This window comes from Pseudomonas sp. WS 5410 (genome assembly GCF_012985645.1).
In the GTDB taxonomy this organism is placed as follows: Bacteria; Pseudomonadota; Gammaproteobacteria; order Pseudomonadales; family Pseudomonadaceae; genus Aquipseudomonas; species Aquipseudomonas shahriarae.
Window position 1 is genome coordinate 400334 of record NZ_JAAQWS010000001.1, and the last position, 24637, is coordinate 424970.

General features: G+C 60.8%; 25 protein-coding genes. 17 read left to right on the forward strand and 8 right to left on the reverse strand.

Going from position 1 to position 24637, the window contains the following annotated elements; genetic code table 11:
- The first annotated feature begins 60 nt into the window (after positions 1-60).
- Genes HBO24_RS01635 through HBO24_RS01650 form a run of 4 tightly spaced genes read left to right on the forward strand, consistent with a single transcriptional unit; the run spans position 61 to position 4113 of the window.
- Positions 61-843, forward strand: a complete 783-nt coding sequence (locus tag HBO24_RS01635) for a TIM barrel protein (RefSeq protein WP_115128283.1) — start codon at positions 61-63, stop codon at positions 841-843.
- Complete coding sequence (locus HBO24_RS01640; RefSeq protein WP_057436679.1) at positions 836-1780, forward strand: sugar kinase; 945 nt, start codon at positions 836-838, stop codon at positions 1778-1780. Before HBO24_RS01635 ends, HBO24_RS01640 begins: the two co-directional genes overlap by 8 nt.
- A gap of 57 nt (positions 1781-1837) precedes the next feature.
- A complete protein-coding gene (locus HBO24_RS01645) occupies positions 1838-3136 on the forward strand; it encodes an MFS transporter (protein ID WP_057959438.1) in 1299 nt (432 codons plus the stop codon).
- On the forward strand, positions 3136-4113 hold the full coding sequence (locus HBO24_RS01650) for a D-glycerate dehydrogenase (protein ID WP_170059194.1): 978 nt from the start codon (positions 3136-3138) through the stop codon (positions 4111-4113). The genes HBO24_RS01645 and HBO24_RS01650 overlap by 1 nt, the downstream gene beginning before the upstream one ends.
- Positions 4114-4570: 457 nt before the next feature.
- Here HBO24_RS01650 and HBO24_RS01655 read toward each other — a convergent pair whose 3' ends face one another.
- Positions 4571-6196: a methyl-accepting chemotaxis protein gene (locus tag HBO24_RS01655; protein ID WP_170059195.1), complete on the reverse strand. Its 1626-nt coding sequence runs from the start codon at positions 6194-6196 to the stop codon at positions 4571-4573.
- A gap of 235 nt (positions 6197-6431) precedes the next feature.
- On the opposite strand from HBO24_RS01655, the gene HBO24_RS01660 reads away from it, so the two are divergent.
- Genes HBO24_RS01660 through HBO24_RS01670 form a run of 3 tightly spaced genes read left to right on the forward strand, consistent with a single transcriptional unit; the run spans position 6432 to position 8889 of the window.
- A complete protein-coding gene (locus tag HBO24_RS01660) occupies positions 6432-7859 on the forward strand; it encodes a nucleobase:cation symporter-2 family protein (RefSeq protein WP_057444103.1) in 1428 nt (475 codons plus the stop codon).
- Between the two features lie 8 nt (positions 7860-7867).
- Entirely contained in the window at positions 7868-8335 is a 468-nt protein-coding gene (locus HBO24_RS01665; protein WP_115128288.1) for an LEA type 2 family protein, read from the forward strand.
- A gap of 5 nt (positions 8336-8340) precedes the next feature.
- Positions 8341-8889, forward strand: a complete 549-nt coding sequence (locus HBO24_RS01670; RefSeq protein WP_115128289.1) for a GNAT family N-acetyltransferase — start codon at positions 8341-8343, stop codon at positions 8887-8889.
- Between the two features lie 18 nt (positions 8890-8907).
- Here HBO24_RS01670 and HBO24_RS01675 read toward each other — a convergent pair whose 3' ends face one another.
- Positions 8908-9159 carry a hypothetical protein gene (locus HBO24_RS01675; protein ID WP_038441493.1) on the reverse strand — a complete coding sequence of 84 codons (252 nt, stop codon included), beginning with the start codon at positions 9157-9159 and terminating at the stop codon, positions 8908-8910.
- A 164-nt stretch (positions 9160-9323) separates the two neighbouring features.
- On the opposite strand from HBO24_RS01675, the gene HBO24_RS01680 reads away from it, so the two are divergent.
- Entirely contained in the window at positions 9324-9644 is a 321-nt protein-coding gene (locus HBO24_RS01680; protein WP_057436701.1) for a DUF883 family protein, read from the forward strand.
- A 39-nt stretch (positions 9645-9683) separates the two neighbouring features.
- On the opposite strand, the gene HBO24_RS01685 is transcribed toward HBO24_RS01680, so the two are convergent.
- Positions 9684-10715 (reverse strand): Ldh family oxidoreductase, encoded by a 1032-nt coding sequence (locus HBO24_RS01685; RefSeq protein ID WP_115128290.1) that lies wholly within the window; start codon positions 10713-10715, stop codon positions 9684-9686.
- Between the two features lie 339 nt (positions 10716-11054).
- Complete coding sequence (locus HBO24_RS01690) at positions 11055-11324, reverse strand: PepSY domain-containing protein (protein ID WP_057436705.1); 270 nt, start codon at positions 11322-11324, stop codon at positions 11055-11057.
- Between the two features lie 151 nt (positions 11325-11475).
- On the opposite strand from HBO24_RS01690, the gene HBO24_RS01695 reads away from it, so the two are divergent.
- The 7 genes from HBO24_RS01695 to HBO24_RS01725 all read left to right on the forward strand — a co-directional run bounded on the left by HBO24_RS01695 (position 11476) and on the right by HBO24_RS01725 (position 17521).
- Positions 11476-12474, forward strand: coding sequence for a FecR family protein (locus HBO24_RS01695; RefSeq protein ID WP_170059196.1), 999 nt, complete (start codon positions 11476-11478; stop codon positions 12472-12474).
- A 344-nt stretch (positions 12475-12818) separates the two neighbouring features.
- The gene (locus HBO24_RS01700) at positions 12819-13280 is read left to right on the forward strand and encodes a hypothetical protein (RefSeq protein ID WP_057959431.1); all 462 of its coding nucleotides are present in this window, start codon (positions 12819-12821) and stop codon (positions 13278-13280) included.
- Positions 13277-13831 (forward strand): hypothetical protein, encoded by a 555-nt coding sequence (locus HBO24_RS01705; protein ID WP_057436711.1) that lies wholly within the window; start codon positions 13277-13279, stop codon positions 13829-13831. Before HBO24_RS01700 ends, HBO24_RS01705 begins: the two co-directional genes overlap by 4 nt.
- A gap of 68 nt (positions 13832-13899) precedes the next feature.
- The gene (locus tag HBO24_RS01710) at positions 13900-14655 is read left to right on the forward strand and encodes a hypothetical protein (RefSeq protein ID WP_057436713.1); all 756 of its coding nucleotides are present in this window, start codon (positions 13900-13902) and stop codon (positions 14653-14655) included.
- Positions 14656-14720: 65 nt separating this feature from the next.
- A complete protein-coding gene (locus HBO24_RS01715) occupies positions 14721-15401 on the forward strand; it encodes a C39 family peptidase (protein WP_057436715.1) in 681 nt (226 codons plus the stop codon).
- 37 nt (positions 15402-15438) lie between these two features.
- Positions 15439-16185 carry a hypothetical protein gene (locus HBO24_RS01720; RefSeq protein ID WP_057436717.1) on the forward strand — a complete coding sequence of 249 codons (747 nt, stop codon included), beginning with the start codon at positions 15439-15441 and terminating at the stop codon, positions 16183-16185.
- Between the two features lie 49 nt (positions 16186-16234).
- The gene (locus HBO24_RS01725; protein ID WP_169960351.1) at positions 16235-17521 is read left to right on the forward strand and encodes a hypothetical protein; all 1287 of its coding nucleotides are present in this window, start codon (positions 16235-16237) and stop codon (positions 17519-17521) included.
- Between the two features lie 83 nt (positions 17522-17604).
- On the opposite strand, the gene HBO24_RS01730 is transcribed toward HBO24_RS01725, so the two are convergent.
- Complete coding sequence (locus HBO24_RS01730) at positions 17605-18930, reverse strand: sigma-54 dependent transcriptional regulator (protein WP_170059197.1); 1326 nt, start codon at positions 18928-18930, stop codon at positions 17605-17607.
- Positions 18931-19270: 340 nt separating this feature from the next.
- Here HBO24_RS01730 and HBO24_RS01735 point away from each other — a divergent pair, with 340 nt between their 5' ends.
- Both HBO24_RS01735 and nhaB read left to right on the forward strand, forming a co-directional pair.
- Positions 19271-19537 carry a hypothetical protein gene (locus HBO24_RS01735; protein ID WP_032861167.1) on the forward strand — a complete coding sequence of 89 codons (267 nt, stop codon included), beginning with the start codon at positions 19271-19273 and terminating at the stop codon, positions 19535-19537.
- 214 nt (positions 19538-19751) lie between these two features.
- Positions 19752-21254, forward strand: coding sequence for a sodium/proton antiporter NhaB (gene nhaB, locus HBO24_RS01740; RefSeq protein ID WP_057436722.1), 1503 nt, complete (start codon positions 19752-19754; stop codon positions 21252-21254).
- Here nhaB and HBO24_RS01745 read toward each other — a convergent pair.
- Genes HBO24_RS01745 through gnd form a run of 3 tightly spaced genes read right to left on the reverse strand, consistent with a single transcriptional unit; the run spans position 21242 to position 24563 of the window.
- Positions 21242-22066: an HAD family hydrolase gene (locus HBO24_RS01745; protein ID WP_170059198.1), complete on the reverse strand. Its 825-nt coding sequence runs from the start codon at positions 22064-22066 to the stop codon at positions 21242-21244. The genes nhaB and HBO24_RS01745 overlap by 13 nt on opposite strands.
- Positions 22063-23586 (reverse strand): glucose-6-phosphate dehydrogenase, encoded by a 1524-nt coding sequence (zwf, locus tag HBO24_RS01750; protein ID WP_115128294.1) that lies wholly within the window; start codon positions 23584-23586, stop codon positions 22063-22065. The genes HBO24_RS01745 and zwf overlap by 4 nt, the downstream gene beginning before the upstream one ends.
- Positions 23583-24563: a phosphogluconate dehydrogenase (NAD(+)-dependent, decarboxylating) gene (gene gnd, locus HBO24_RS01755; RefSeq protein ID WP_057959424.1), complete on the reverse strand. Its 981-nt coding sequence runs from the start codon at positions 24561-24563 to the stop codon at positions 23583-23585. Before gnd ends, zwf begins: the two co-directional genes overlap by 4 nt.
- Positions 24564-24637: the final 74 nt, after the last annotated feature.

Here is a 24637-nt window from a genome sequence, read left to right on the forward strand (position 1 = left end):
ACCGCCTGCACGGGCATTTTTTTTATCTACAAATGAAACCGGTTTCAGAGATCAATAAAAATGCATAGATATCCCGTTTCCATCAGCCTTTCCAGCTACGGCGCCGACCTGGTTCGCCAGCGCGGCCAGTTGAGTTTCGTCGAGCTGCTGGCCGCTGCCGGGGCCAGGCGTATTGAATGGCGTGAAGAACTGCTGACCAGCGAACAACCCGGCGAACTGGCCCAGGCCGCCGCCGCGCAAGATCTGGAGTGTGTGTTTTCGTCGCCCCTGGAGCTGTGGGTCGCCGGGCGTGCCCAAGCCAATTCGGAGCTGGCCGCCACCCTCGACCGGGCCCAGGCGTTCGGTGCGCGCTGGTTGAAGGTTTCGCTGGGTTACTTCACCGACACCAACGACCTGCACAGCCTCAGCGCCCTGCTCAACCGCCACCCGGTGCGCTTGCTGGTGGAGAACGACCAGACCCTGCACGGCGGGCGCATCGAGCCGATGCAACGCTTCTTCGATGAAGCCGAGCGCCTGGCGGTGCCGGTGAAAATGACCTTCGATATCGGCAACTGGCACTGGCAAGACCAGTCCGCACGTACCGCCGCACGCTTGCTGGGCCGGCATGTGGATTACCTGCATTGCAAGGCCGTGGCCCGCCGCGCCGACGGCAAGTTGGTAGCCCTGCCGCCCGGCAGCGCCGACCTGCATCTATGGGAACAATTGCTGCAGTTGATGCCCCAAGGTATCAGCCGCGCGGTGGAATTCCCGCTGCAAGGCGACGACTTGGTGGCGGTCACCGCCGAGCAGGTCGCCGCCCTCGCCCACCTTGGCCAACCGCGTGTGGAGAATGCCCATGTCTGAGATCGATATCCTCTCGTTCGGCGAAACCATGGCGATGTTTGTCGCCGAGCAAACCGGCGACCTGGCCCAGGTCGGCCACTTCGAAAAGCGCATCGCCGGGGCCGACAGTAACGTGGCGATCGGGTTGTCACGCCTGGGCTTCAACGTCGCCTGGCTGAGCCGGGTCGGTCATGACTCATTGGGGCGGTTTGTGGTCGCGGCCCTGGAGCGTGAAGGCCTGGATTGCCGGCATGTGGCGGTGGATCCCGCGCACCCCACCGGCTTTCAGCTCAAGTCCCGGGAAGAGAGCGGCGACGATCCCCAGGTCGAGTATTTCCGGCGTGGCTCGGCGGCCAGTCACTTGTCCAGCGCCGCAATCACTCCAGAATTGCTAACGGCGCGCCATCTGCACGCCACCGGGATTCCGCCGGCGCTGTCGGACGCCACCGCCGAACTGTCGCGCGAGTTGATGAGTCAGATGCGCGCGGCCGGCCGCAGTGTGTCCTTTGACCCGAACCTGCGCCCTTCGCTATGGCCCAGCGAGCAAAAAATGATCCGCGAAGTCAACGCCCTGGCCGGCCTGGCGCATTGGGTATTGCCGGGCCTGAGTGAAGGTCGGCTGCTGACCGGTTTCGAAGATCCCGGGGATATTGCCGCCTTCTACCTCGACCTGGGCGTGGAAGCCGTAGCCATCAAGCTCGGCCCCCACGGTGCCTACTACCGCAGCCAACTGGACCAGGGCTTTGTCGCCGCCGTGCCGGTGGCCAAGGTGGTGGATACGGTGGGAGCCGGTGACGGCTTTGCCGTGGGCCTGATCAGCGCCCTCCTGGAAAACCTCAGCCTGGCCCAGGCGGTACAGCGCGCCAACTGGATCGGCAGCCGCGCAGTACAGAGTCGCGGCGATATGGAAGGCCTGCCCCTGCGCGCCGACCTGCCCGCCTGGCAAAAAGCCGGCTGATCCGGACCGACAACCGTTACCTGTTGCCACAACTACAACAAGCTCAGGAGCAACCCCATGAACAACCTGAAACTCGCCACCCGCCGTTGGTGGTACATCATGCCCATCGTGTTTATCACCTACAGCCTGGCGTACCTGGACCGTGCCAACTACGGCTTCGCCGCCGCCTCCGGGATGGCCGAAGACCTGATGATCACCCCGGGCATGTCTTCGCTGCTCGGCGCGCTGTTCTTCCTCGGCTACTTTTTCTTCCAGGTACCGGGGGCGATCTATGCCCAGCGGCGTAGCGTGAAGAAACTGATTTTCGTCAGCCTGATCCTCTGGGGCGGGCTGGCGACCCTCACCGGCGTGGTGTCCAACGCCTATATGTTGATCGCCATCCGCTTTATGCTCGGGGTGGTCGAGGCCGCCGTGATGCCGGCGATGCTGGTGTACCTGTGCCACTGGTTTACCCGTGCCGAACGCTCGCGGGCCAACACCTTCCTGATCCTCGGCAACCCGGTGACCATGCTGTGGATGTCGGTGGTATCCGGCTACCTGGTACAGCATTACAGCTGGCGCTGGATGTTTATCATCGAAGGCCTGCCGGCGGTGTTCTGGGCCTTTATCTGGTGGCGCCTGGCCGATGAGCGCCCAGCCGATGCCAAGTGGCTGAGCGCTGGCGAGAAACACGACCTGGAAACCGCCCTGGCCGCCGAACAGGTCGGGCTCAAGGCTGTGAAGAACTATGCCGAAGCCTTCCGTTCGCCCAAGGTGATCATCCTCGCGCTGCAATTCTTTTGCTGGAGCATCGGCGTCTACGGCTTTGTGCTGTGGCTGCCGTCGATCCTCAAGGCCGGCCTGAAAATGGACATGGTCGAAGCCGGCTGGTTGTCGGCGCTGCCCTACCTGGCGGCGGTGATCGGCATGCTGGTGGTGTCCTGGGGCTCGGACAAGCTGCAAAAGCGTAAGCGCTTTGTATGGCCACCGCTGCTGATCGCCTCCGTGGCGTTTTATGGTTCCTACTTGTTGGGGGCCGAGCATTTCTGGTGGTCCTACACCCTGCTGGTGATTGCCGGCGCCTGCATGTATGCGCCCTACGGGCCGTTTTTTGCCATCGTCCCGGAAATTCTCCCGGCCAACGTCGCCGGCGGCGCCATGGCCTTGATCAACAGCATGGGCGCCCTCGGTTCGTTTGGCGGCTCCTACCTGGTGGGCTATCTCAATAGCAGCACCGGCTCGCCCGGTGCGTCGTACCTGCTGATGAGCGGCGCGTTGCTGCTGTCGGTGGTGCTGACGATTTTCCTCAAGACCGGTGCCCGGGAGCCGTCCCCGGCAGCACCGTTGCACTCCCTGGATTTGAAGGTAAGAACCTGATGAAAAAGCATGTCGTGCTGTACAAGAAACTGTCCGCACCGTTGATGGCCCGTTTGCATGAAGCGGCCCAGGTGACCTTGATCGAATCCCTCGACCCCGCGGGCCTGGCGCAACTGCGTGAGGCACTGCCCAGTGCCCACGGCCTGCTGGGGGCCAGCTTGCGCCTGGATGCGCAACTGCTGGACCTGGCGCCGCGCCTGGAAGCCGTGGCCAGTGTTTCGGTGGGCGTCGATAACTACGACATCGACTACCTGACCCAACGCGGCATTTTGCTCAGCAACACCCCGGATGTACTCACCGAAACCACGGCCGATACCGGCTTTGCACTGATCCTCGCCACCGCCCGACGCGTGGTGGAACTGGCCAATATGGTGCGCGCCGGCAACTGGAACCAGAACATCGGCCCCCTGCACTTTGGCAGCGATGTGCACGGCAAGACCCTGGGCATCATTGGCATGGGGCGCATTGGTGAAGCCCTGGCCCAGCGTGGGCACTTTGGCTTTGGCATGCCGGTGATTTACCACAGCCATTCGCCCAAACCTTTGGTGGAGCAGCGTTTCGGCGCGCGGTACTGCAGCTTGCCGGAGTTGCTGCAACACGCTGACTTTGTTTGCCTGACGTTGCCGTTGACTGCACAGACTCAGGGGTTGATTGGCGCCAAGGAATTCGCCCAGATGGGCCCGGAGACGATTTTCATCAATATCTCCCGGGGCAAGGTAGTGGATGAGGCGGCACTGATCGAAGCCCTGCAACAGCGCACGATCCGCGCGGCGGGGCTGGATGTGTTTGAGCGTGAGCCGTTGAACCACGACTCGCCGTTGCTGCGTTTGAACAACGTGGTGGCGACACCGCATATCGGCTCGGCCACCCACGAGACCCGTGAAGCGATGGCGCGGTGTGCGGTGGATAATCTGCTGGCGGCGTTGGCGGGCGAGCGGCCGAAAAACCTGGTCAATTCCAGCGTATGGAAAGCCTGACAGCCCGACCCAACGCCCGTGTGTCGGCCACCGGAAACAGTGGCTGGACCACCGCTATCGCGGGCAAGCCCGCTCCCACAGGGATGTTCGTCGGGGCAGAAGTCTGGGCCACACCATCAATCAAATATGGGAGCCTGACAGCCCGACCCAACGCCCGTGTGTCGGCCACCGAAAACAGTGACCGGACCACCGCTATCGCGGGCAAGCCCGCTCCCACAGAGATGTTCGGCGGGGCAGAAGTCTGGGCCACACCATCAATCAAATGTGGGAGCCTGACAGCCCGACCCAACGCCCGTGTGTCGGCCACCGAAAACAGTGACCGGACCACCGCTATCGCGGGCAAGCCCACTCCCACAGGGATGTTCGGCGGGGCAGAAGTCTGGGCCACACCATCAATCAAATGTGGGAGCTGGCTTGCCTGCGATAGCGGTATGCCAGCCACCCAAGTCCTCCCTGCTTAGATCACAAACCGCGCCACCATCGCATTCAAATCCACCGCCAGGCGCGACAGTTCATGACTGGCGGCGCTGGTCTGGTTGGCCCCGGCCGCCGACTGCGTCGCCAGGTCGCGGATATTCACCAGGTTGCGGTCCACTTCGCGGGACACTTGGGCCTGCTCTTCGGACGCGCTGGCAATCACCAGGTTGCGCTCGTTGATCAGGCTGATGGACTGGGTGATCTGCTCCAGTGCCACGCCGGCGGCGCGGGCCATTTCCAGGGTGCTTTGGGTGCGCTGGTTGCTCTGCTGCATGGACTGCACCGCTTCCCCCGTGCCGTTCTGGATCCCGGCCACCATTTTCTCGATCTCCTGGGTCGACTGCTGGGTACGATGGGCCAGGGCACGCACTTCGTCGGCCACCACGGCAAACCCGCGCCCGGCCTCACCAGCACGTGCGGCTTCGATGGCGGCATTGAGGGCCAGTAAGTTGGTCTGCTCGGCAATCGCGCGGATCACGTCCAGCACCTTGCCGATATCCCGGCCCTGGGTCGCCAGGCCTTCGATCAGCACCGAAGTATCCTGCACGTCCTGGGTCATGGTCTGGATCGCGCCCACGGTTTCCACCACACGATCGCGCCCTTCCCGCGCGGCCTGGTTCGACTGGGTCGACGCTTCGGAGGTGGACACCGCATTGCGCGCGACTTCTTCCACGGCGGCGGTCATTTCATTGACGGCAGTGGCGGCCTGGTCGATTTCATTGTTTTGCTGCTGCAAGCCCTTGGAGGCTTCCTCGGTCACCGCGCTCAGCTCTTCGGCCGCCGACGCCAGTTGAGTGGCTGAACCGGCAATATGCTGGATGGTCTGGCGCAGGTTGTGCTGCATGGTAGCCAGGGCACCGATCAGGCGCGCCGGCTCATCCTGGCCGTCGTCCGAAATGACCTTGCTCAGGTCGCCGCTGGAGATGGTTTCGGCGGCGGCCACCGCCTTGCGCAGCGGTGTGACGATGCTGCGGGTCAACAACCAGGCAAGCAATACGGTCATCAGCGCCGCCACCACCGACACCGCGACAATTCCGCTGATGGCATCGCTGTAGCTGCGCCCGGCGTCTTCCCCGGCCTGTTTGGCATTGGCGGCGTTGATCGCAATCAGCTTATTGAGTTGCTCGCCCATCTGATCCGTACCGTCTTTGATCCGGCTGTTGATCAGGGCCCGCATCTCCTCGACTTTGTTCTGCTGGGACAGCGTCAGCATTTCAGCCTGGGCCTTGAGGTAGTTGTCCAACGTAGCGGCAAAAGTCTTGTACAGCGCTGCTTCTTCAGCGCCGGCCGGCAGCGCGGCATAACCCGCCTGGGCCTGGCGCGCCTTGTCGACCAGCACGCCGATGCGCACCTGGGCCTCCTGCAAGGCGACCGGTTCGCGATTGACCAGGACCCGAAACGACAGAATGCGCAGGCGCAACACGTTCTCGGTCATATTGGCCAGGTAACCGACACTCGGCAGTTGGTTAGCCCCCATATCCAGCGCGGCCTGGCGAATCAGCGTCATACGGTTGACGGCAAACACCCCCAGAACAATCACAAGCAACGCAATAAACGCAAAACCGAGAAACGCCCGAGGTGCGATATTCAAATTACGGAGGGACATAGGAAAGCTCTCAAGAAGGGATGGCTGCGAGCGTCCTTGCCGCGACACGGTCACTCAGCGTCAACGCGCGGAGATAACGGTTCGGCGCCACTGTTATAAAGGTTGTGTGGGCCTATAGGAGGTATCGGCAGACTTGAGGTTTTTTTGCGGGGCTTGGAGAAATATTTTTTCACACTTTTGACAGTGGACGCTTTCTGGCATCCTGCGCGTCCATTTTCTGACCCGAGCACGTATCTTGTCTGACGCTCAAGCCCCCCGCCCCCGTTATAAATCGGACCTGATCTACGGTCTGGAAGACCGCCCGCACTTCACCGCTGCGGTATTTGCCGCCCTGCAGCACGTGCTCGCCAGCTTCGTCGGGATCATTACCCCGACCCTGATCGTCGGTGGTGTGCTGGGCCTGGAAAGCGAAGTGCCCTACCTGGTCAGCATGGCGCTGTTCGTCTCCGGCCTGGGCACGTTTGTCCAGGCGCGGCGCTTCGGCCCCGTGGGTTCGGGCTTGCTGTGCCTGCAAGGCACGAGCTTCTCGTTTATCAGCGTGATCCTCAGTGCCGGCTTCATGGTCAAGGCCCGGGGCGGCGGTACCGATGAAATTCTCTCGACGATCTTTGGCATCTGCTTTTTTGCCGCATTTATCGAAGTGGTGCTCAGCCAGTTCATCGGCAAGTTGCGCAAGCTGATCACGCCGGTGGTCACCGGCACCATCATCACCTTGATGGGGCTGTCGCTGATCAAGGTCGCCGTGACCGACATGGCCGGCGGCTATGGCGCGGCAGACCTGGGCGCAGCCGGCAATATGGGGCTGGCGGCCCTGGTGTTGCTGACTATCGTGGTGCTTAACCGCTTCAATAACCCGTTCCTGCGTTTGGGCTCGATTGTCATCGGCCTGACCCTGGGTTTTGTGGTGGCCTGGTGGCTGGGGCGTGTCGATCTGGCGGCATTGCCCCAGGTACCGCTGGTCAGCGTGCCGGTGCCGTTCAAGTACGGGTTCTCGTTCGACTGGGTGGCGTTTATTCCGGTGGCGGTGATCTTCCTGATTTCCCCCCTGGAAGCAGCCGGCGACCTGACCGCCAACTCGATGATTTCCCAGCAACCGGTCAAGGGCCCGCTGTATATCAAGCGCATCAAGTCCGGCCTGCTGGCCGATGGCCTGAACTCGGTAATGGCCGCCACTTTCAATAGCCTGCCGATGGTGACCTTCGCCCAGAACAACGGGGTGATCCAGTTGACCGGCGTGGCCAGCCGCTATGTGGCGTATTTCATTGCCGGGCTGCTGGTATTGCTGGGTCTGTTTCCGATGATTGGCGCGGTGCTGCAATTGATGCCTAAGCCGGTGCTGGGTGGCGCGACCCTGATCATGTTCGGCACGGTGGCGGTGGCCGGGATCAAAATCCTTGCCGAAGCCGGCCTGCATCGGCGCAATGTGCTGATCGTGGCGATTTCCCTGGGGATGGGCCTGGGCGTGGCGGCAGTACCGGAAGTGCTGCGCGAGCTGCCCAAGGCCTTGCACAACATCTTCGAGTCGCCGATTACCGTCGGTGCCTTCTGTGCGATCCTGCTGAACATTTTCCTGCCTGAAGAGTTCATAGAGCTGGAAGAAGATGAATTTGACCCGGAAGCCTCTACCCTCAAGGTCATGCAGGATCCGGAACCCACGAAATAGGAACCCTTATGCGCAGATTGATCGGCCTGACCCTGTCTCTGATATTGCTCAGCCTGAGCGCCTGCGCTTTGTTCCCCAACCGCGACCCGCTGCATATCAATGTGGTGGGAATCGAGCCGCTGCAAAGCCAGGATCTGGAAGTGCGCTTCGCGGTCAAGTTGCGGGTGCAGAACCCCAACGAAACCGCGATCGACTACAACGGCGTGGCGCTGGACCTGGAGGTCAATGGCCGGCCGCTGGCGGCTGGGGTGAGTGATCAACAGGGATCCATCCCGCGCTTTTCCGAGACCGTTCTGACCGTCCCGGTCAGCGTTTCAGCGTTTTCGGTGTTGCGTCAGACCCTGGGCCTGAGCCAGACCCAGGGTTTGAACAACCTGCCCTATGTATTGCGCGGCAAGCTGGCGGGCGGGTTGTTTGGCACGATGCGCTTTGTCGATCGTGGCACCCTGGACCTGCCCAACACCGTGACCTGGTAAATAGCATGGACACCTTGCCCACCCTGTACACCGAACGCCTGATCCTGCAACCGCTGACCCTGGACGACGCCGAGGGCATACAGCAGCAGTTCCCCCACTGGGAAGTGGTGCGCTACCTCAATGCCCTGGTGCCCTGGCCCTACCCGGCCGATGGTGCGCGCAGTTACCTGGAACAGGTGGTCTTGCCTGCCATGGCCCAGGGCCGCGAGTGGCATTGGTCGATCCGCCTGCGCGAGGCCCCCGGGCAGTTGATCGGCAATGTGAGCCTGATGGATGAGCTGGACAACAACCGGGGCTTCTGGCTCGCGCCGCAATGGCAGGGCCAGGGATTGATGAGCGAAGCCAGCGCGGCAGTGACCGCGTATTGGTTCACGGTGCTTGGGCGCCCCGTGCTGCGGGTGCCCAAGGCAGCGCCGAACCTGGGCTCACGCAGGCTTTCCGAAAAAACCGGGATGCGCTTGATCCGCACGGAAGAAGGGCAGTTCGTGGAGGGGGCGTTCCCCAAGGACATCTGGGAAATCACCCGCGAAGAATGGTTGAAACAACCCCTGTAGGCACCGATCAGCCCGTGCTTACTTGGCGGCCATCAGGCGATTGACTTCACTGCGCACCATGTTGGCAAATTCCGGCGGTGACATGCCGTCCAGCTCGGAACGCACCCATTCGGCCCATTTACCCTTGCGCTTGGCGCGCTCGCCAAACAACCGTGCGCCCTCGCCCTTGGCCTTGCCCAGGTTGCTTTGCCACAGGTCATACAGACGGGACTTTTCATCTTCAAGCGCGGCGCGCTCGGCGAGGGGCTTGTTGGCCAGATTGAAGCTCATGTGGATTTACCTGCTGCACAAATAGGTGACATCTTACACTGTAGGTCGAAAGGTCCGAATTCGGATTTTTCATCGGCCCGATGCCGGGCGAAAAAAAACTGCAACTTTTAGCCTGCTGCAAGACTCCATTGTTCACTGCCCACTTACCCGCAAGGAGCTACTCAATGGCCCGTAAAACCGCCGCCCAAGCTGTCGAAGAGCAAATCAAGGACCAGGCGTTCAGCGAACTCCAGGCCCTGATCGAAGAGTCCGACAAACTGCTCAAGAGCAGCGCGTCGCTGGTGGGAGAAGAAGGTGAAACCCTGCGCGAGCAGGTCGCGATCAAACTCAAGCAAGCCCTGGATTCGGTGTCCAACGTGCGTGAGCGCAGCAAGCCGGTGGTGGATGCCACCGAAACCTATATCGGTGGCCACCCTTGGCAGACCGTAGCCATTTCCGCCGGCTTCGGCCTGGTGGTTGGCTTGCTGCTGGGCCGTCGCAACTGATGGATGCCTGGGTCGGTGCGGGTCAGCCCGCACCGCCCTTCAGCCCCGCGCTAATTCGCGCAACCGGGCCAGTTCGCCCCCACCGAGCATAATCCCCTCCCGTTCTGCCTTGGCCCGTGTGCGATGACGCCGGTCGCCGGGCAAGCGCCGCAACCCTGCCGCATGCATCTGTCGCACCAGTTCCTGGCTGCGCTGGGCAAAGTCCTGCCCCGCAGTTTTACTGGGGTCGATCACAATCAGTAGCTGGCCGGTCCAGGGAGTCTTGGCGCCCGGGTGGTTCGACCAGTCGAATTCAAACGAGAAATTCCCCCCGGTCAGGGCCGCCGCCAGCAACTCCACCATCATCGACAACGCCGACCCCTTGTGCCCGCCAAACGGCAACAGCGCGCCGCCTTCAAGGATCGCCTTGGGGTCCTGGGTCGGCTGCCCCAGGCTGTCGACCCCGGTGCCCGGCGGCACACGCTCACCCTGACGGGCGGCAATCTGCACATCGCCATGGGCGATGGCGCTGGTGGCCAGGTCAAACACAATCGGCGGCCCATCGGCACGTGGTGCGGCGAACGCGATGGGGTTGGTGCCGAACAGCGGGCGATCGGCGCCATGTGGCACCACGCAAGTCATGCTATTGACCACGCTGAGGGCCACCAGACCTTCTTCGGCAAACGGTTCGACATCCGGCCATAACGCGGCAAAGTGATGGGAGTTACGGATCGCCAGTACCGCGATACCGGCGCTGCGGGCCTTGGCCACCAATAACGGGCGCGCGGCGGCCAGGGCCGGCTGGGCAAAACCATTGGCGGCGTCCACACGCACGAAACCCGAGGCCACATCCTCGACCACTGGCACCGCCTGGCCGTTGACCCAGCCGCTGTCCAGGGTCGAGACATAGCCCGGTATGCGAAACACCCCGTGGCTGTGCGCCCCATCCCGCTCGGCGCGGGCGCAGTTGTCGGCCAATACGCGGGCAACCTCAGGCGAGGCGCCATGCCGGCTGAAAATATCCTTGAGCAGCGTCACAAGCTCAGTGAAGCCAATTGAAGTAGTCACGGCAGTGGTGGGTGTGGCTGACATCTGAAGCTCCGGAGTTGTTATTGGAGGGGGCAACAGCCTGCTGGATTTCGCTCGTTGATTAACAACGCGCGACAAGTGGGCTGTCAACCACCGACGCGGCTTCAGCGCTATTTAACAAACGCCGGGCAGTGCCGGAGAGCGTTAGCACACAATGGGAAAAAGGCCGTAAAGGCACGATGGGAAACCGTCAAGCGGGTGCTCGACGGTTCCGTCTATGTGCTGAGTTCGCCGCCTGGCAAGCGAATGTTGACTCGGCGGCGCTCATGATCAGTCGCCCGGGACGTCAGTGGGACCCGACGCCTTCAATCGAAGGGATTCGATGAACTGATCCGGTGGGGGTCAGTCTTTCTGGTCACGCAACACATTGCCCGAAGCACCGTCGATGCGGACCTCATAGACAACACCGTCCGCCTTGCGACCTTTTACTTCCCAGTAACCGTTGTCGTCCGCTTCGGCCTGGTAGACCTCAATGTAACCGGCCTTGGTCTTGGCGGTTTCAATGGCTTTCTCGATGGTAATCCAGCCGGCTCCCGGCTTGTCGGCCAGGGCGGCGCCTGCACCGAGCAAAGTGGCAGTGGCAAGCATGGCAGTGAGGGTTTTCTTCAGCATTTTCTTACTCCGTTATAGAGAATGACTTACAGATCCAGATTTTTAGGGTGTTTGCAGGACGAATTAGTTCCACATTGATGCTCATTCGCCATGATGGCTGTTCTCGGCACCCTGCCCGGAAGGTTAGAATGTAGGAAATCAGGAAGCACCAATGACCCAGCAGCCCCTTTCAGAAGCCGAATATGACGCCGTCACCGATGCTGCCGCGCATTGGTGTATGCGCCTGCATGCTTTTGATTGCACGGCGGCCGAACGCCAGGCGTTCGAAGAGTGGCACGACGCGCATCCCCTGCATGCTTTCGAATATGCGGCCATGCTGGAAATCTGGGATGTGGCCGACCATTTGCCACGCAGCAACGTGCCCTCCCCGCCCCCGGTGCTGGTCCCGCCACCCAGCCGCTGGCGCACCTATGCAGTGGCTGCCGCCATCTCGTTGATGGCCCTGCCCCTGGCCGCTTTCACGGGCTGGGAGGCGGGTTGGCTGCCCAGTTCCTATGAGCATTACCTCGCCGAAGACGGCTTGCGCCAGGTGACCCTGGCCGATGGCAGCGAAGTGGAACTGAACCTGGGCACCGAGCTGGTCTACAGCAACTATAAAGATGAGCGCCGGGCCACCCTGAAAAAAGGTGAAGCGTTCTTTAAGATCAGCCATGACCGCGAACACCCGTTTGTGGTGCGCGCCGGTACCGGGCAGATCCGAGTGACAGGCACCCAGTTCAACGTCTGGAAATACGACGACCAGGTGCGGGTCATGTTGCTGGAGGGTTCGGTGAAGATCAGCAGCGATGCCAGCCACAGCGGCGTGAGCCTCACTCCCGGAATGCAGGCCAGTTACCACGGGGGCGATGCGCAACCACAGCTACAGGCATTCAACCCCCATGATCCGGCGCTGGCCTGGCGCACCGGCAAGTTGATCCTCGACAACCTGGCACTGGTGGATGCCCTGCCCCTGATCAACCGTTACCTGAGCAAACCGGTGATGCTGGCCGATACCGGTACCGGCAATATCCGTATTGGCGGTATCTACGATATCCATGAAGTCACCCACCTGGTGTCGTCCCTGCCCAAGGTACTGCCGGTCTACCTGACCCAGAACCAGGATGGCAACACCGTCCTCAACTCGATACCGCGCAAAGTCCCCAAGACCTGACCTTCGCCAAGGCAGCACGGCGTGCATTGCCGGGCAACTGTGCGCGCCGCACTGTCCACTTTTGAAACACCCATCACCGCGCAACGCCCCTCTGGCTGTGGATTCATCGGTTCGTCATCAATAGTGTTGCATTGCTGAAACACCCTCTTCCCCCCAGTCTGCCTATGCCAGGTGCCGGTCATTCCCCCACGTCCCGTCTCAGGCCTGATACACCTCGCCCTACGCCCGCCCCGCCAGAAGCCCCAAGCCATTGAAAAACAAGTCAATATAAAAAGCGGCACAGCTCCTGCTCTATTCCTTACAGCGCTGTTTAGGGTCAGCGTCACAGAACAAGGAATGATGCCGTGGCAACTCTCAATCAAGGCTCACTGAGCCTCCTGCTGATCAGCTGTGTACTCAGCGCCAGTGTGAGCGTACCCGCCCTCGCCGAAAACGGCGTCATCGTTACCGGGCGCAACGTCCAAGGCCATATGGCCGGGCGTTCTTCCTTCGGACCGGATCCTTATCCCACTACGGCCAATGCCAATCCTGGCGCGCAGATTCTACGCTCGACGACTAACGGCGAACTCAGCGACAACGACTTCGCAGGGGTCAGCAGTGGTTCCAGCATCACTCGATCCATCCTGCCCAATGGCACCCTCCCTGGCTTGAGCACCACCCATGGCAGCAGCGCCTCCGGGCTGGGTGCCGGCGCGGCTGCGGGCCATAGCGGTGGCAGCAGCCTCGGCGGACAGATCAGCGGGACGATTGAGCGTGGCATGGCCCCGCTGAACAACATCGGCAGCCTGATGGGAGGCCAGCAATGAAGCGCTCGTGGCTGATGCTCGCCGTGCTGGGTAGCTGCGCCGCGATGGCAGACAGCAATAACAACGCGCTTATCGACAGCTCCGGCCAGCAGTACAGCGGCGTTGCTTCAATCAACCAGGCCGCTGGCAACCAGCAACAGCAGATCAATAGCCGTGCGATTACGGTCGGTGGCCAATCCACTGACGTACTGGTGCAGCGGCTCGATGGCCAGGTCGACCCGTCCCTGAATGCCAGCGCGGCGATCCAGGGTTCATCTTTCAGCAATGGCAACGGTGTACTGGGCGTCAACCAGTCGGCCGGGGCCAACAACCAGACAATCAATGCGGTGCGGATCAGCATCAACCCAGGCCCGCAAAGCATTGATGACAGCGTCCTGTCGCAACAGAACATGACGCTGCTACCAGACTCCCGATCCTCCTCTACCACTGGCAGCCGCCAGGTCGTTACCAGCGACCAGGCCTTCACCGGCAGCCGTGGAGTGGTACAGGTGAATCAGAGTGCAGGGGTGGGGAACCGCATGGCTAACACCCTCGGTATCACTATCAAGTAACTGCTTGATAGGTGTTTGTTAGGCCGTACCAACACTTAACCAACTAATTAGAAGCAAGGAGATACACCATGAAACCTACAATGGCTCTCAAACCACTGGTTTTTGCTCTGGCTGCGCTCATGGCTGTTGCTGCACAAGCTAGTGAAGATAAGTGGAAGCCAACCCCTGCCCCTAGCGGCACCGTGGCAGCCGTCGTAACCGACACTCAACTGAGCAAAGACAACAAGTTCGACGACACCAAAACCAACAACGACGCCTCGGCCAACCGCTCGCTGAACAGCAGCGACGGTAACCTGGGCGCCAACGTTGCCGCAGGCAGTGGTAACCAACAAGACAACAGCGCTGCCATCACCAGCAGTGCTGCCAAGGACGCCCTGGCGGTTTTCGCGATCGTAGACGTCGAGCAAACATCCAAAGACAACAAGTTCACCAACAAAGGCACGCAAAACGATGCTTCGCTGAACAACTCGGCGAACAACAGCTCGGGTAACGTGGGTGTCAACGTCACCGCAGGCCAAGGCAACCAGCAGAAAAACAACCTGGCAATCGTAACCTCCGATGGCAAAAACATTGGCGCTGCGGCCGTCACCAGCCAGGAATCGTTGAACAACACCTTCCTCAACACTGCTTCGGCTGGCAAAGGCTACGGCAACTGGGGCAAGACCTACGTCAACAACGATGCCTCCATCAACCACTCGGGCAACAATGCTTCCGGCAACATCGGAATCAACGTGTCCGCGGGTTCTGGCAACCAGCAATCCAACTCCCTGTCCCTGGGCAGCGGTTGCACCCAGTGCGCAGCTGGCAGCGGCGTACGCTTCTGACCTGACGCAAAGGGCCTTGGCAACAAGGCCCTTTTTTATTCCCGTGCCCACCCGGTCATTCGATCATGCGCCTCGCGACCCTGTGCCTGCTGTTAACCCTCACCGGCCCTTCCTGGGCTGGGCAAATGGCGATTTCCGCCATGCCCGGCGGTGCGGTGATTTTCAAGAAGGTCGAGAGCATCCGCGAGCGACGGTTCGCCAACCTGGTGGAACAGAAAACCGATTTCAGCTGCGGTGCCGCAGCACTCGCCACCATCCTGCGCCAGGGCTACTGGCTGGATGTTGATGAAGAACACGTCATCAAGGGCATGCTGGTCAACGCCGACCAGGACCTGGTACGCACCCAGGGCTTTTCCATGCTGGACATGAAGCGCTACCTCGAAAGCATTGGCATGCGGGCCAGGGGCTACAAGATCGGGGCGGACACCCTGACAACGGTGAAGATTCCGGTGGTGGTGCTCCTGGATATCCGTGGCTACAAGCACTTTGTGGTGATGCAGCGCGCAGAGAAAGACTGGATCTATATCGGCGACCCGGTACTGGGCAACAAACGCTACTCGCGGGACGACTTCCTCGCCGGATGGAACGGCATCGTGTTTGCGGTGCTGGGTGAAGGCTACGACAAGGCCAACGCCCTGCTCGATCCGCCGATACCGTTGACCGCCAAGGGCAAAATGAACGAGTTCCGGCCCGTGGGCGACGCCGAGCTGATGGACTTCGGTTTCATCCAGAGCGACTTCTTCTAGAAGCGCCATAAGGAGCAGGAAGCTCCAGGAGCAGATGATGAACACTTACCGTTGGCTGACGGTCCTGTGCCTGGCAGCCTCAATGCCCGCTTATGCAGCCTCGGCGTTCAAGCCGATTGAAATAAATGATGCTGAACTGGCCCAACTGCGCGGCCGCTTCGTCATGCCGGGGCGGATTGTCAGCTTCGGTATTGTGATGAGCACCACCTGGACCAACGCCGCAGGCGATACCAGCACCGTCAAGGCCAACATGCAGATCGACTCCTCCACCATCACGCCGCAGTTCTATGTGCAGACTACCGGCGAGACCGGCAAAGGCAGCGACCGCCCCACGGGTACCGGTACGGTCATCGGCGGCTCCGGGCTGGGTACCGGCGCCGGCGTGACACAAACCGTACGCGCCGCGGGCGATGGCAATACGGCCTATAACAACGTCGGGATCAATGTCAGTGAGAACGGGCTGGCGCCCGCCAATCTGGTGCAGTCGGGCCAGGTCCTGGTCGCTGGCGGTTCGATCTCTGGTAATAGCGCCGCTGGCAAGGTGAGTGTTTCTGCCAATAACGGCGGCCTGCAGATGGCGATCCAAGCCAACCATAATCAGGGCAGCGCCGTGCAGCAGATCGGCGGCGGCAATGTGCTGCAAGGCACGATTCTGCAAGGCAATAGCAACTTCGTTAATAACATGACCCAACTGAATGTCGTGCTCGGTAGCAACGGACTAAACAACGTGGCACTGAACTGCAACCTGGACCAACTCAAGGGTCTACGCACTCTCGGTTATTGAACTACGCTGACCCTCGACACTTACGCATTAGAAAAGGACGGCTTACTTCATGCATCGAACGTTATCGCTACGCGCCGTTGTTTGTTTAAGTACGCTCTTGCCGGCGAGTTTGTTGTACGCAGCGCCAGACGCCGATATAGAAACCCTCAAACAGGAACTGCTGGAACTCAAGCAACGCTACGAAGTACAGCAAAAAGCCCTGGCGGTCCTGGAACAACGGGTGCGCCAGGTCGAAGACCAGCCCGCAGTGCCCGCGCCCAAGCGCCTGGCCAAGTCACCTGCAGATTTCAAGCAAAGCGGCAGTACGGTGGCCGCCAGTGGCACCGGCGGTGCAACCGGCAGCTCCTATGGGCAGGCACTCAAGGATGATTCGGCGCCGGCACAGAGTGTCAGCAACCTCTATAACGAGGCCAGCGGGTTCTTTGGCAATGGCAAGTTCAGCTTTGAGACGGGCATTACCTACGCTCGCTACGATGCCCGGCAATTGACCCTCAATGGCTTCCTGGCACTGGACTCGATCTTCCTCGGCAATATCAACCTGGATCGCATCAAGGCGGATAACTGGACCCTGGACATGACGGGCCGCTACAACGTCGATAACCGTTGGCAGTTCGACGTCAACGTCCCCGTGGTGTACCGCGAGTCGACCTATCAGTCCGGGGGCGCCAATGGTGGCGCGGGGACGGCGACTTCAGAGGAGTCGGTCAGTCGCGACCCGACCATCGGCGACGTCAACTTCGGGGTTGCCTACAAGTTCCTCGATGAATCCCCCACCCTGCCGGACGCCGTACTCTCGGTACGGGTCAAGGCGCCGACCGGCAAGGAACCGTTCGGTATCAAGCTAGTACGCTCGCCTTCCAACACCAACCTCTATGTGCCGGAGAACCTGCCAACCGGCAATGGCGTTTGGTCGGTGACCCCGGGGATTTCCCTGGTCAAGACCTTCGATCCAGCCGTGCTGTTCGGCTCGCTCTCCTACACCCACAACTTCGAAGATTCGTTTGACGACATCAGCTCCACGGTCAACGAAAAAGTCGGCGGCAAGGTACGCCTGGGCGACAGCTTCCAGTTCGGTGTCGGCGTGGCGTTTGCCTTGAACGAGCGTATGAGTATGTCGTTCTCGGTGTCTGACCTGATCCAGCGCAAGAGTAAGCTCAAACCCGACGGTGGCGATTGGCAGTCGGTTGTGTCCAGTGACGCCAACGCGGGCTACTTCAACGTCGGCATGACCATTGCCGCCAGCGAAAACCTGACCATCGTGCCCAACCTGGCCATCGGCATGACAGATGACGCACCGGATTTCACCTTCAGCCTGAAATTCCCGTACTACTTCTAAACGCGCCTACAGGGAGTGGTGAGTTTGAGATAAGGAAAAGCCCCGCCGCGATAAGGGTCGCGACGGGGCTTTTTTTACCCGCCCTAGCGGATCTGGTGCTTGTGCAGTAACCGGTAGAAGGTAGGCCGGGAAACCCCCAGCACCCGGGCGGCAACACTCAGGTTGTCGCTATGGCGGTTCAGCACATCGCACAGCGCCTGACGTTCGGCGCGGTGCTTGTAGTCTTCCAGTGTAGCCATGGGCAGCGCGATTGCCTTTTGGCTTTGCAATCCCAGGTCGGCCGCTTCGATTTGCCGCCCTTCGGCCAGAACCAGGCCGCGCCGCACCCGGTTGGCCAGCTCACGCACATTGCCCGGCCATCCATGCTTGCCCATGGCGAGCAGGGCGTCCTCGCTGAAACTGCGCGGCCGGCGCCCGGTTTCCTGGCTGTAGAACCGGGAAAAATGATTGGCCAGCATCCCCACATCGCCATGGCGCTCACGCAGCGGCGCGGTGACCACTTGCAGGACATTGAGCCGGTAGTACAAGTCTTCGCGGAAGGTGCCCTTCTCGATGGCTGCCTCCAGATCGACGTGTGTCGCGGCCAACACCCTGACATCCACCGGGATCGGCTGGCTGCCACCGACACGCTCGATATGTTTTTCCTGGAGAAAGCGCAACAGGTTGGCTTGCAACTCCATCGGCAGGTCACCGATTTCGTCGAGGAACAGGGTGCCGCCATTGGCCGCTTCGATGCGCCCGATCTTGCGTTGGTGGGCGCCGGTGAATGCGCCTTTTTCATGGCCAAACAGTTCGGACTGGATCAGGTGTTCCGGAATAGCCCCGCAATTGATCGCCACGAATGGCTTGGCGTGCCGCTGGGATTGCCGGTGCAAGGTCTTGGCCACCAGTTCCTTGCCGGTGCCGCTGTCGCCACGGATCAGAATCGGCGACTCGGTAGGGGCCAGTTTCGCCAGCAGTTTGCGCAGTTCGCGGATTGGCCGGCTGTCACCCAACAGTTCATGTTCGGGCTCGGTCACATAGGCGCAGCCTTTACCCCGCAAGCGCGCCATGCCAAAGGCCCGGCCCAGGGTGACCTGGACGCGCGCCACATCGAACGGCAAGGTATGGAAGTCAAAAAACCATTCACAGACAAAGTCGCCGACGTTCTGCAGGCGCAGCATCTCGGGGCTGAGCACGGCGATCCATTCGGTACCGCTGCGACTGATCAGCTCCTTGACCGCCTCGGGTCGCTCCAGGTGTTTGGCCTGGAGTCGCAATAATCCGACGTCACAGGTGCGATCGCCCAAGGCATCCAGGGCACAGCTGTCCACTGCCCATCCAGCCGCCCGCAAACCAGGCAATAACTGGTGGCAGTCGTCACAGGGATCGACCACAAGCAAGCGACGCAGGGCTGGTGTAACAACCATGACTATTCCTTGGCGTCAAAAACATTAAAGTTATTTAGAAACAACAGTTTGGGTGAGCTGCTCATAACCCTAGCAAGAACTTGACACTACGCTTGTATCGTTTCGCGATAAAAGCTCTCGGGATACGGCATTTGGCTATCAACCCGCTTTAGTGCGGCGATTTGAATCTTTCTACGCCTCTCAAAAGCGCCGCTTACATGACGTTAATCACGAAAAGTTGAATTTTCTTGTTTTAGCATGTGACCCGTACCCCGTCATCGTGCATCAGTACAGGTACTAGCCGAACGGTAAGCCCAACCGACGGCACATCTTTTGATTGGGCACTTAGAGAGAAGACCCCATGAACGCCCCGCTCCGTATCAACGAAGCTCTTTTGATCGCAGACCGTGCTTTCCAACCCTTTCACTGCGTGGCCTGGGCCCCACAAGACGGTACTGGCGAGCTGAGCCTGACCGTGATCGACCGCACCGAAAACCGCATCGGGCGCAAACAGATTCCTTGCAGCACTTATTCCGATCCAAAACAATTGGAAACCCTGCTGCTGCAAGCCCGCGCCGAACTCAATGGCGAAGGCTATCAGCTACAGTCCTGGGCAATGCCCAAGTAAGTTAACGCAGCTACTGCGACATAACGTCGCCCCTTATATCGGCTGCAACTTGTTAAGACTATTAAACCCGTGGCGAGTGAGTTTGATCCTCGCCACGGGTTTGCGTGCCTGAAACTTTCGTCTCGCCCTTTTTATATAGCCGCCATGCCATGATCACTTGATCTTCCAGTGAGCCTCGGGCACCTTGCGCACTTCTCGCCCCCAGGAGCACCCCATGTCCGGATCAATGGCCCAGGCCTTCGCCCATAATTTCCTTGGGCACTCGCCCCGTTGGTACAAGGCCAGCATCCTCGCGTTCCTGATCCTCAACCCCCTGGTGCTTTGGGCTTTCGGTCCGGTCGCGGCCGGCTGGTTGCTGGTGGCAGAGTTCATTTTCACCCTGGCCATGGCGCTGCACTGCTACCCGTTGATGCCCGGTGGGCTGTTGATGGTCGAGGCGCTGCTATTGCGCATGACCACGCCCCAGGCGCTGTACGACGAGCTGCTGCATAACTTCCCGGTGATCCTGCTGCTGATGTTTATGGTGGCCGGCATCTACTTTATGAAGGACTTGCTGCTGTACCTGTTTTCGCGCCTGCTGCTGGGCGTGCGGTCCAAAGCGCTGCTGGGGCTGATGTTCTGCTTCTTGTCGGCCTTCCTGTCAGCCTTTCTCGATGCCTTGACCGTCACTGCGGTGATTATCAGTGCCGCCGTGGGCTTCTATTCGGTGTATCACCGGGTGGCTTCAGGCAATGATCCACGCCAGGACAGCGAGTACAGCGACGATCATCACCTGCCCACCTTGCACCACGCCGACCTGGAGCAGTTCCGCGCCTTCCTGCGCAGCCTGTTGATGCACGGCGCCGTCGGCACTGCTCTGGGTGGCGTGTGTACTCTGGTGGGCGAACCGCAGAATCTGTTGATCGGCCACGAAATGGGCTGGAACTTCAGCCAGTTCTTCCAACAGATCGCCCCGGTCTCGTTGCCAGTGCTGGCGGCGGGCCTGGTGACCTGCGTGCTGCTGGAAAAGCTGCGCTGGTTTGGCTATGGCACCCTGCTGCCGGACAACGTGCGTCAGGTGCTGGCCAACTACGCCCATGAGGACAACGCCGAACGCACCCCGCGCCAGCGCGCGGCGCTGATTGTCCAAGGCCTGGCTGCACTAATTCTGATCGCCGGGCTGGCCTTGCATATCGCCGAGGTTGGCTTGATCGGCCTGCTGGTAATTGTACTGATCACCGCCTTCACCGGGATTACCGAAGAACATCGCATCGGCAACGCCTTCAAGGACGCCCTGCCCTTTACTGCCCTGCTGGTGGTGTTTTTCGCCGTGGTCGCGGTGATACATGATCAACAGTTGTTCAACCCACTGATCCAGTGGGTGCTGGCCCTGCCCGCCGACCAGCAGCCGGGCATGCTGTTTATTGCCAACGGCCTGCTGTCAGCCATCAGCGACAACGTGTTTGTAGCAACAATCTATATCACCGAGGTCAAGCAGGCGTTTGTGTCCGGGCATATGAGCCGCGAGCATTTCGAGACCCTGGCCATCGCGATCAATACCGGGACCAACCTGCCCAGCGTGGCAACGCCCAATGGCCAGGCAGCGTTCCTGTTCTTGTTGACGTCGGCGATTGCGCCGCTGATTCGCCTGTCCTACGGGCGCATGGTGTGGATGGCGCTGCCGTACACGGTGGTGATGGGCGTGCTGGGCTGGTACGGGGTCAGTTACTGGCTGTGAAGGATCAACCGTTCAATGGCTTCGGCAGCACCGTCCTCGACATTGCTGCCGGTGACCAGGTTGGCCTGACGTTTGACCATCTCTTCTGCCTGCCCCATGGCAATCGACAACCCGGCCACTTCAAACATCGCCGGATCATTGCCGCCATCGCCGATGGCTGCCGTCTGCTCCAGCGCTACCCCAAGGTGCGCAGCCAGGGTTTTCAGGGCATCGCCCTTGTTGGCCTTCATTGCGGTGATATCGAGATAGACCGGCTGCGAACGCGAAACCTGGGCCAAGCCTGCAACCTTGGGCTGCAAGCGCGCTTCCAGCTCGACCAGCAACTGTGCATTGGCGCTGGCGGCGACGATCTTGTCGATGCGCCCCAGGAACGGCTCGAAACTCTCCACCACGACCGGCGCATAACCGAGGCCATGCTGCTCCCGAGGCACCATCGGGCCCGAGGGGTCACGCAGCAGCCACTCACCATCGGCAAACACCCAGATTTCCACCTCCGGCTGGTCGCACAACAGTGCCAGGGTGATCAACGCTGCCTCTGCCGGCAAGTGGTGGGCCACCAGAATGCTGCCGTCCGGGTTCACCAGGGTGCCGCCGTTGAACCCCGCCGTGGGCACATCGACGCCCAGGGCTTCGATCTGCTGCAACATCGCCCTCGGCGGCCGCCCGGTGGCCAGGCTGAAAAACACCCCGGCTTCGCGCAGCGCCCGCACGGCAGCGATGGTGCGCTGGCTAAGGCTGTGATCGGGCAGCAACAAGGTGCCGTCCATATCACTCAACAAAAAACGGATGGGGTGAATCGTCTCCTCACTCATCCGAGGCTATGCCAGGCGCGGCCATCACGGGCCAGCAACGCATCCGCTGCCGCTGGGCCATCTTCCCCGGCCTTGTAAGCCTGGATGCCATCGTCCTTCTGCCAGGCATCGAGAAACGGTTGTACCGCACGCCAGCCGTTTTCGATGTTATCGGCACGCTGGAACAGGGTCTGATCGCCGGTCAGGCAATCATAAATCAGCGTCTCGTAGCCGGTGGAAGGCTGCATCTCGAAGAAGTCCTTGTAGGCAAAGCCCAGCTGGATGTTGGCCATGTCCAGGGTCGGCCCGGGCTTTTTCGCCAGCAGGTCGAACCACATGCCTTCATTGGGCTGGATCTGGATTTTCAGGTACGTCGGCTTGACCTCGTCGACTTCGGTATCGCGAAACTGGGCATAGGGCGCTGGTTTGAAGCAGATAACGATTTCGGTGTCGCGCACGCTCATGCGCTTGCCGGTGCGCAGGTAGAACGGCACGCCGACCCAACGCCAGTTATCAATCATCACCTTGAGCGCAACGAAGGTTTCGGTGCTGCTGTCCGGGGCCACATTGGCCTCCTGCCGATAGCCCGGCAGCGCCTTGCCGCCGATCTCGCCGGCGGTGTACTGGCCGCGCACCGAGTTGGCCCGTGCATCCTCCAGCGACCAGGGGCGCACGGCCCCGATCACCTTGGCCTTCTCGCCACGCACCGCATCGGCGCCAAAGGCTGCCGGCGGTTCCATGGCAATCATCGCCAGCAACTGGAACAGGTGGTTGGGCACCATATCGCGCAGGGTGCCGGTGTTTTCGAAGAAACTGCCCCGGGTTTCCACACCGACCGTTTCGGCAGCGGTGATCTGCACGTGGTCAATGTAGTGGTTGTTCCAGAACGCCTCGAACAGCACGTTGGAGAAACGGCTGATCAGAATGTTCTGCACCGTTTCCTTGCCCAGGTAATGGTCGATGCGATAGATCTGCTTCTCAGTCATTACCTTGAGCAGACAGGCGTTGAGCGCCTCGGCGGTGGCCAGGTCGGAGCCGAACGGCTTTTCGATGACCACGCGGCGGAAAGCCCCGGGGCTTTCCTCCAGCAGGTTGGCCCGGCCCAGGCGCTGCACCACTTCACTGAAGAAGCGCGGCGCGGTGGCCAGGTAGAACACCGCGTTGCCCGTGCCGCTGTCGGCGATTTTGCTGGCGATGTCGGCATAGGTGCCGTCATCGAGAAAATCGCCCTGCACGTAGCTGATGCCCTTGGCCAACTGGGCCCACAACTGTGGGTCCAGTGCATGTTCGGCATTCCCCTTGACCTTGCTCGCCGCTTCGGTGCGGATGAAGTCTTCGAGTTTCTTGGCGAAGTCTGCATCGCTGATAGCGTTGTGATCCACCCCGACAATCCGCAGCCCCTCACCCAGCAAGCCATCACGACTGAGGTTGTACAGCGCCGGCATCAGCAGGCGCTTGACCAGGTCGCCATGGGCGCCGAACAGGAACAAGGTAGTGGGTGGAGCGGGTTCGGCCTTGGGTTTCTTGCCGGTGGCCGTCATTTTTTGGAAGTCTCCACATGGCCGCCAAAGCCGAAGCGCATGGCCGACAGCAGCTTGTCACCGTAAGTGCTTTGCTGGCGCGAGCGGAACCGGGCAAACAACGAGTTGGACAGCACCGGTACCGGTACCGATTGCTCCATGGCCGCTTCGATGGTCCAGCGCCCTTCGCCGCTGTCGGCCACGGAACCGGAGTAACCGTCGAGCTTGGGGTCGGTCGCCAGGGCATCGGCTGTGAGGTCGAGCAGCCAGGAGGACACAACGCTGCCGCGACGCCAGACTTCGGCGATATCGGCCACGTTCAGGTCAAAACGCTGCTCTGGCGGCAGGTTTTCCGAGTTCTTGGTCTTGAGGATGTCAAAGCCTTCGGCAAACGCCTGCATCATGCCGTACTCGATGCCGTTGTGGATCATCTTCACGAAGTGCCCGGAACCAGCAGGGCCGGCGTGGATATAGCCACGTTCGGCGCGGTCGTCGGTAGCGGTACGGTCCTTGGTGCGCGGGATATCGCCCAGGCCCGGCGCGAGGGTGGCGAAGATCGGGTCCAGGTGCTTGACGGTCTCGGCGTCGCCGCCAATCATCATGCAGTAACCGCGCTCCAGGCCCCACACGCCACCGGAAGTGCCGACGTCGATGTAGTGCAGGCCTTTTTCCGCCAGGGCCTTGCCGCGACGTACGTCATCTTTATAGAAGGTGTTGCCGCCGTCGATGATCACATCGCCGGGTTCCATCAGTTCGCTCAGGTCGTTGATCGTGGTTTCGGTGGGCTCGCCCGCCGGTAACATGACCCAGACAGCCCGCGGCTTTTGCAGGCCAGCGACCAGGGCAGGCAGGTCGGCGACGCCGGTCGCGCCCTCTTCACTCAAGCCTTTGACGAATGCTTCATTGCGGTCGTAGACCACGGTGGTATGCCCATTGAGCATCAAGCGGCGCGCAATATTCCCGCCCATGCGGCCTAGTCCGATAATCCCCAGTTGCATGTATTGATGCTCCCAACTACAAATAAAAATGTGTGACACAGTTTATAGCGCAATGAAGAATTAGTCCGGCGCCA

Coding starts and splice junctions, on each gene's coding strand:
- HBO24_RS01720 (WP_057436717.1), top strand. CDS start 15,439: ATGAACACTTACCGTTGGCTGACGGTCCTGTGCCTGGCAGCCTCAATG.
- gnd (WP_057959424.1), bottom strand. CDS start 24,563: ATGCAACTGGGGATTATCGGACTAGGCCGCATGGGCGGGAATATTGCG.
- HBO24_RS01680 (WP_057436701.1), top strand. CDS start 9,324: ATGGCCCGTAAAACCGCCGCCCAAGCTGTCGAAGAGCAAATCAAGGAC.
- HBO24_RS01655 (WP_170059195.1), bottom strand. CDS start 6,196: ATGTCCCTCCGTAATTTGAATATCGCACCTCGGGCGTTTCTCGGTTTT.
- HBO24_RS01745 (WP_170059198.1), bottom strand. CDS start 22,066: ATGAGTGAGGAGACGATTCACCCCATCCGTTTTTTGTTGAGTGATATG.
- HBO24_RS01645 (WP_057959438.1), top strand. CDS start 1,838: ATGAACAACCTGAAACTCGCCACCCGCCGTTGGTGGTACATCATGCCC.
- HBO24_RS01690 (WP_057436705.1), bottom strand. CDS start 11,324: ATGCTGAAGAAAACCCTCACTGCCATGCTTGCCACTGCCACTTTGCTC.
- HBO24_RS01705 (WP_057436711.1), top strand. CDS start 13,277: ATGAAGCGCTCGTGGCTGATGCTCGCCGTGCTGGGTAGCTGCGCCGCG.
- nhaB (WP_057436722.1), top strand. CDS start 19,752: ATGTCCGGATCAATGGCCCAGGCCTTCGCCCATAATTTCCTTGGGCAC.
- HBO24_RS01685 (WP_115128290.1), bottom strand. CDS start 10,715: ATGTCAGCCACACCCACCACTGCCGTGACTACTTCAATTGGCTTCACT.
- HBO24_RS01725 (WP_169960351.1), top strand. CDS start 16,235: ATGCATCGAACGTTATCGCTACGCGCCGTTGTTTGTTTAAGTACGCTC.
- HBO24_RS01735 (WP_032861167.1), top strand. CDS start 19,271: ATGAACGCCCCGCTCCGTATCAACGAAGCTCTTTTGATCGCAGACCGT.
- HBO24_RS01730 (WP_170059197.1), bottom strand. CDS start 18,930: ATGGTTGTTACACCAGCCCTGCGTCGCTTGCTTGTGGTCGATCCCTGT.
- HBO24_RS01675 (WP_038441493.1), bottom strand. CDS start 9,159: ATGAGCTTCAATCTGGCCAACAAGCCCCTCGCCGAGCGCGCCGCGCTT.
- HBO24_RS01670 (WP_115128289.1), top strand. CDS start 8,341: ATGGACACCTTGCCCACCCTGTACACCGAACGCCTGATCCTGCAACCG.
- HBO24_RS01650 (WP_170059194.1), top strand. CDS start 3,136: ATGAAAAAGCATGTCGTGCTGTACAAGAAACTGTCCGCACCGTTGATG.
- HBO24_RS01710 (WP_057436713.1), top strand. CDS start 13,900: ATGAAACCTACAATGGCTCTCAAACCACTGGTTTTTGCTCTGGCTGCG.
- HBO24_RS01640 (WP_057436679.1), top strand. CDS start 836: ATGTCTGAGATCGATATCCTCTCGTTCGGCGAAACCATGGCGATGTTT.
- HBO24_RS01715 (WP_057436715.1), top strand. CDS start 14,721: ATGCGCCTCGCGACCCTGTGCCTGCTGTTAACCCTCACCGGCCCTTCC.
- HBO24_RS01635 (WP_115128283.1), top strand. CDS start 61: ATGCATAGATATCCCGTTTCCATCAGCCTTTCCAGCTACGGCGCCGAC.
- zwf (WP_115128294.1), bottom strand. CDS start 23,586: ATGACGGCCACCGGCAAGAAACCCAAGGCCGAACCCGCTCCACCCACT.
- HBO24_RS01665 (WP_115128288.1), top strand. CDS start 7,868: ATGCGCAGATTGATCGGCCTGACCCTGTCTCTGATATTGCTCAGCCTG.
- HBO24_RS01695 (WP_170059196.1), top strand. CDS start 11,476: ATGACCCAGCAGCCCCTTTCAGAAGCCGAATATGACGCCGTCACCGAT.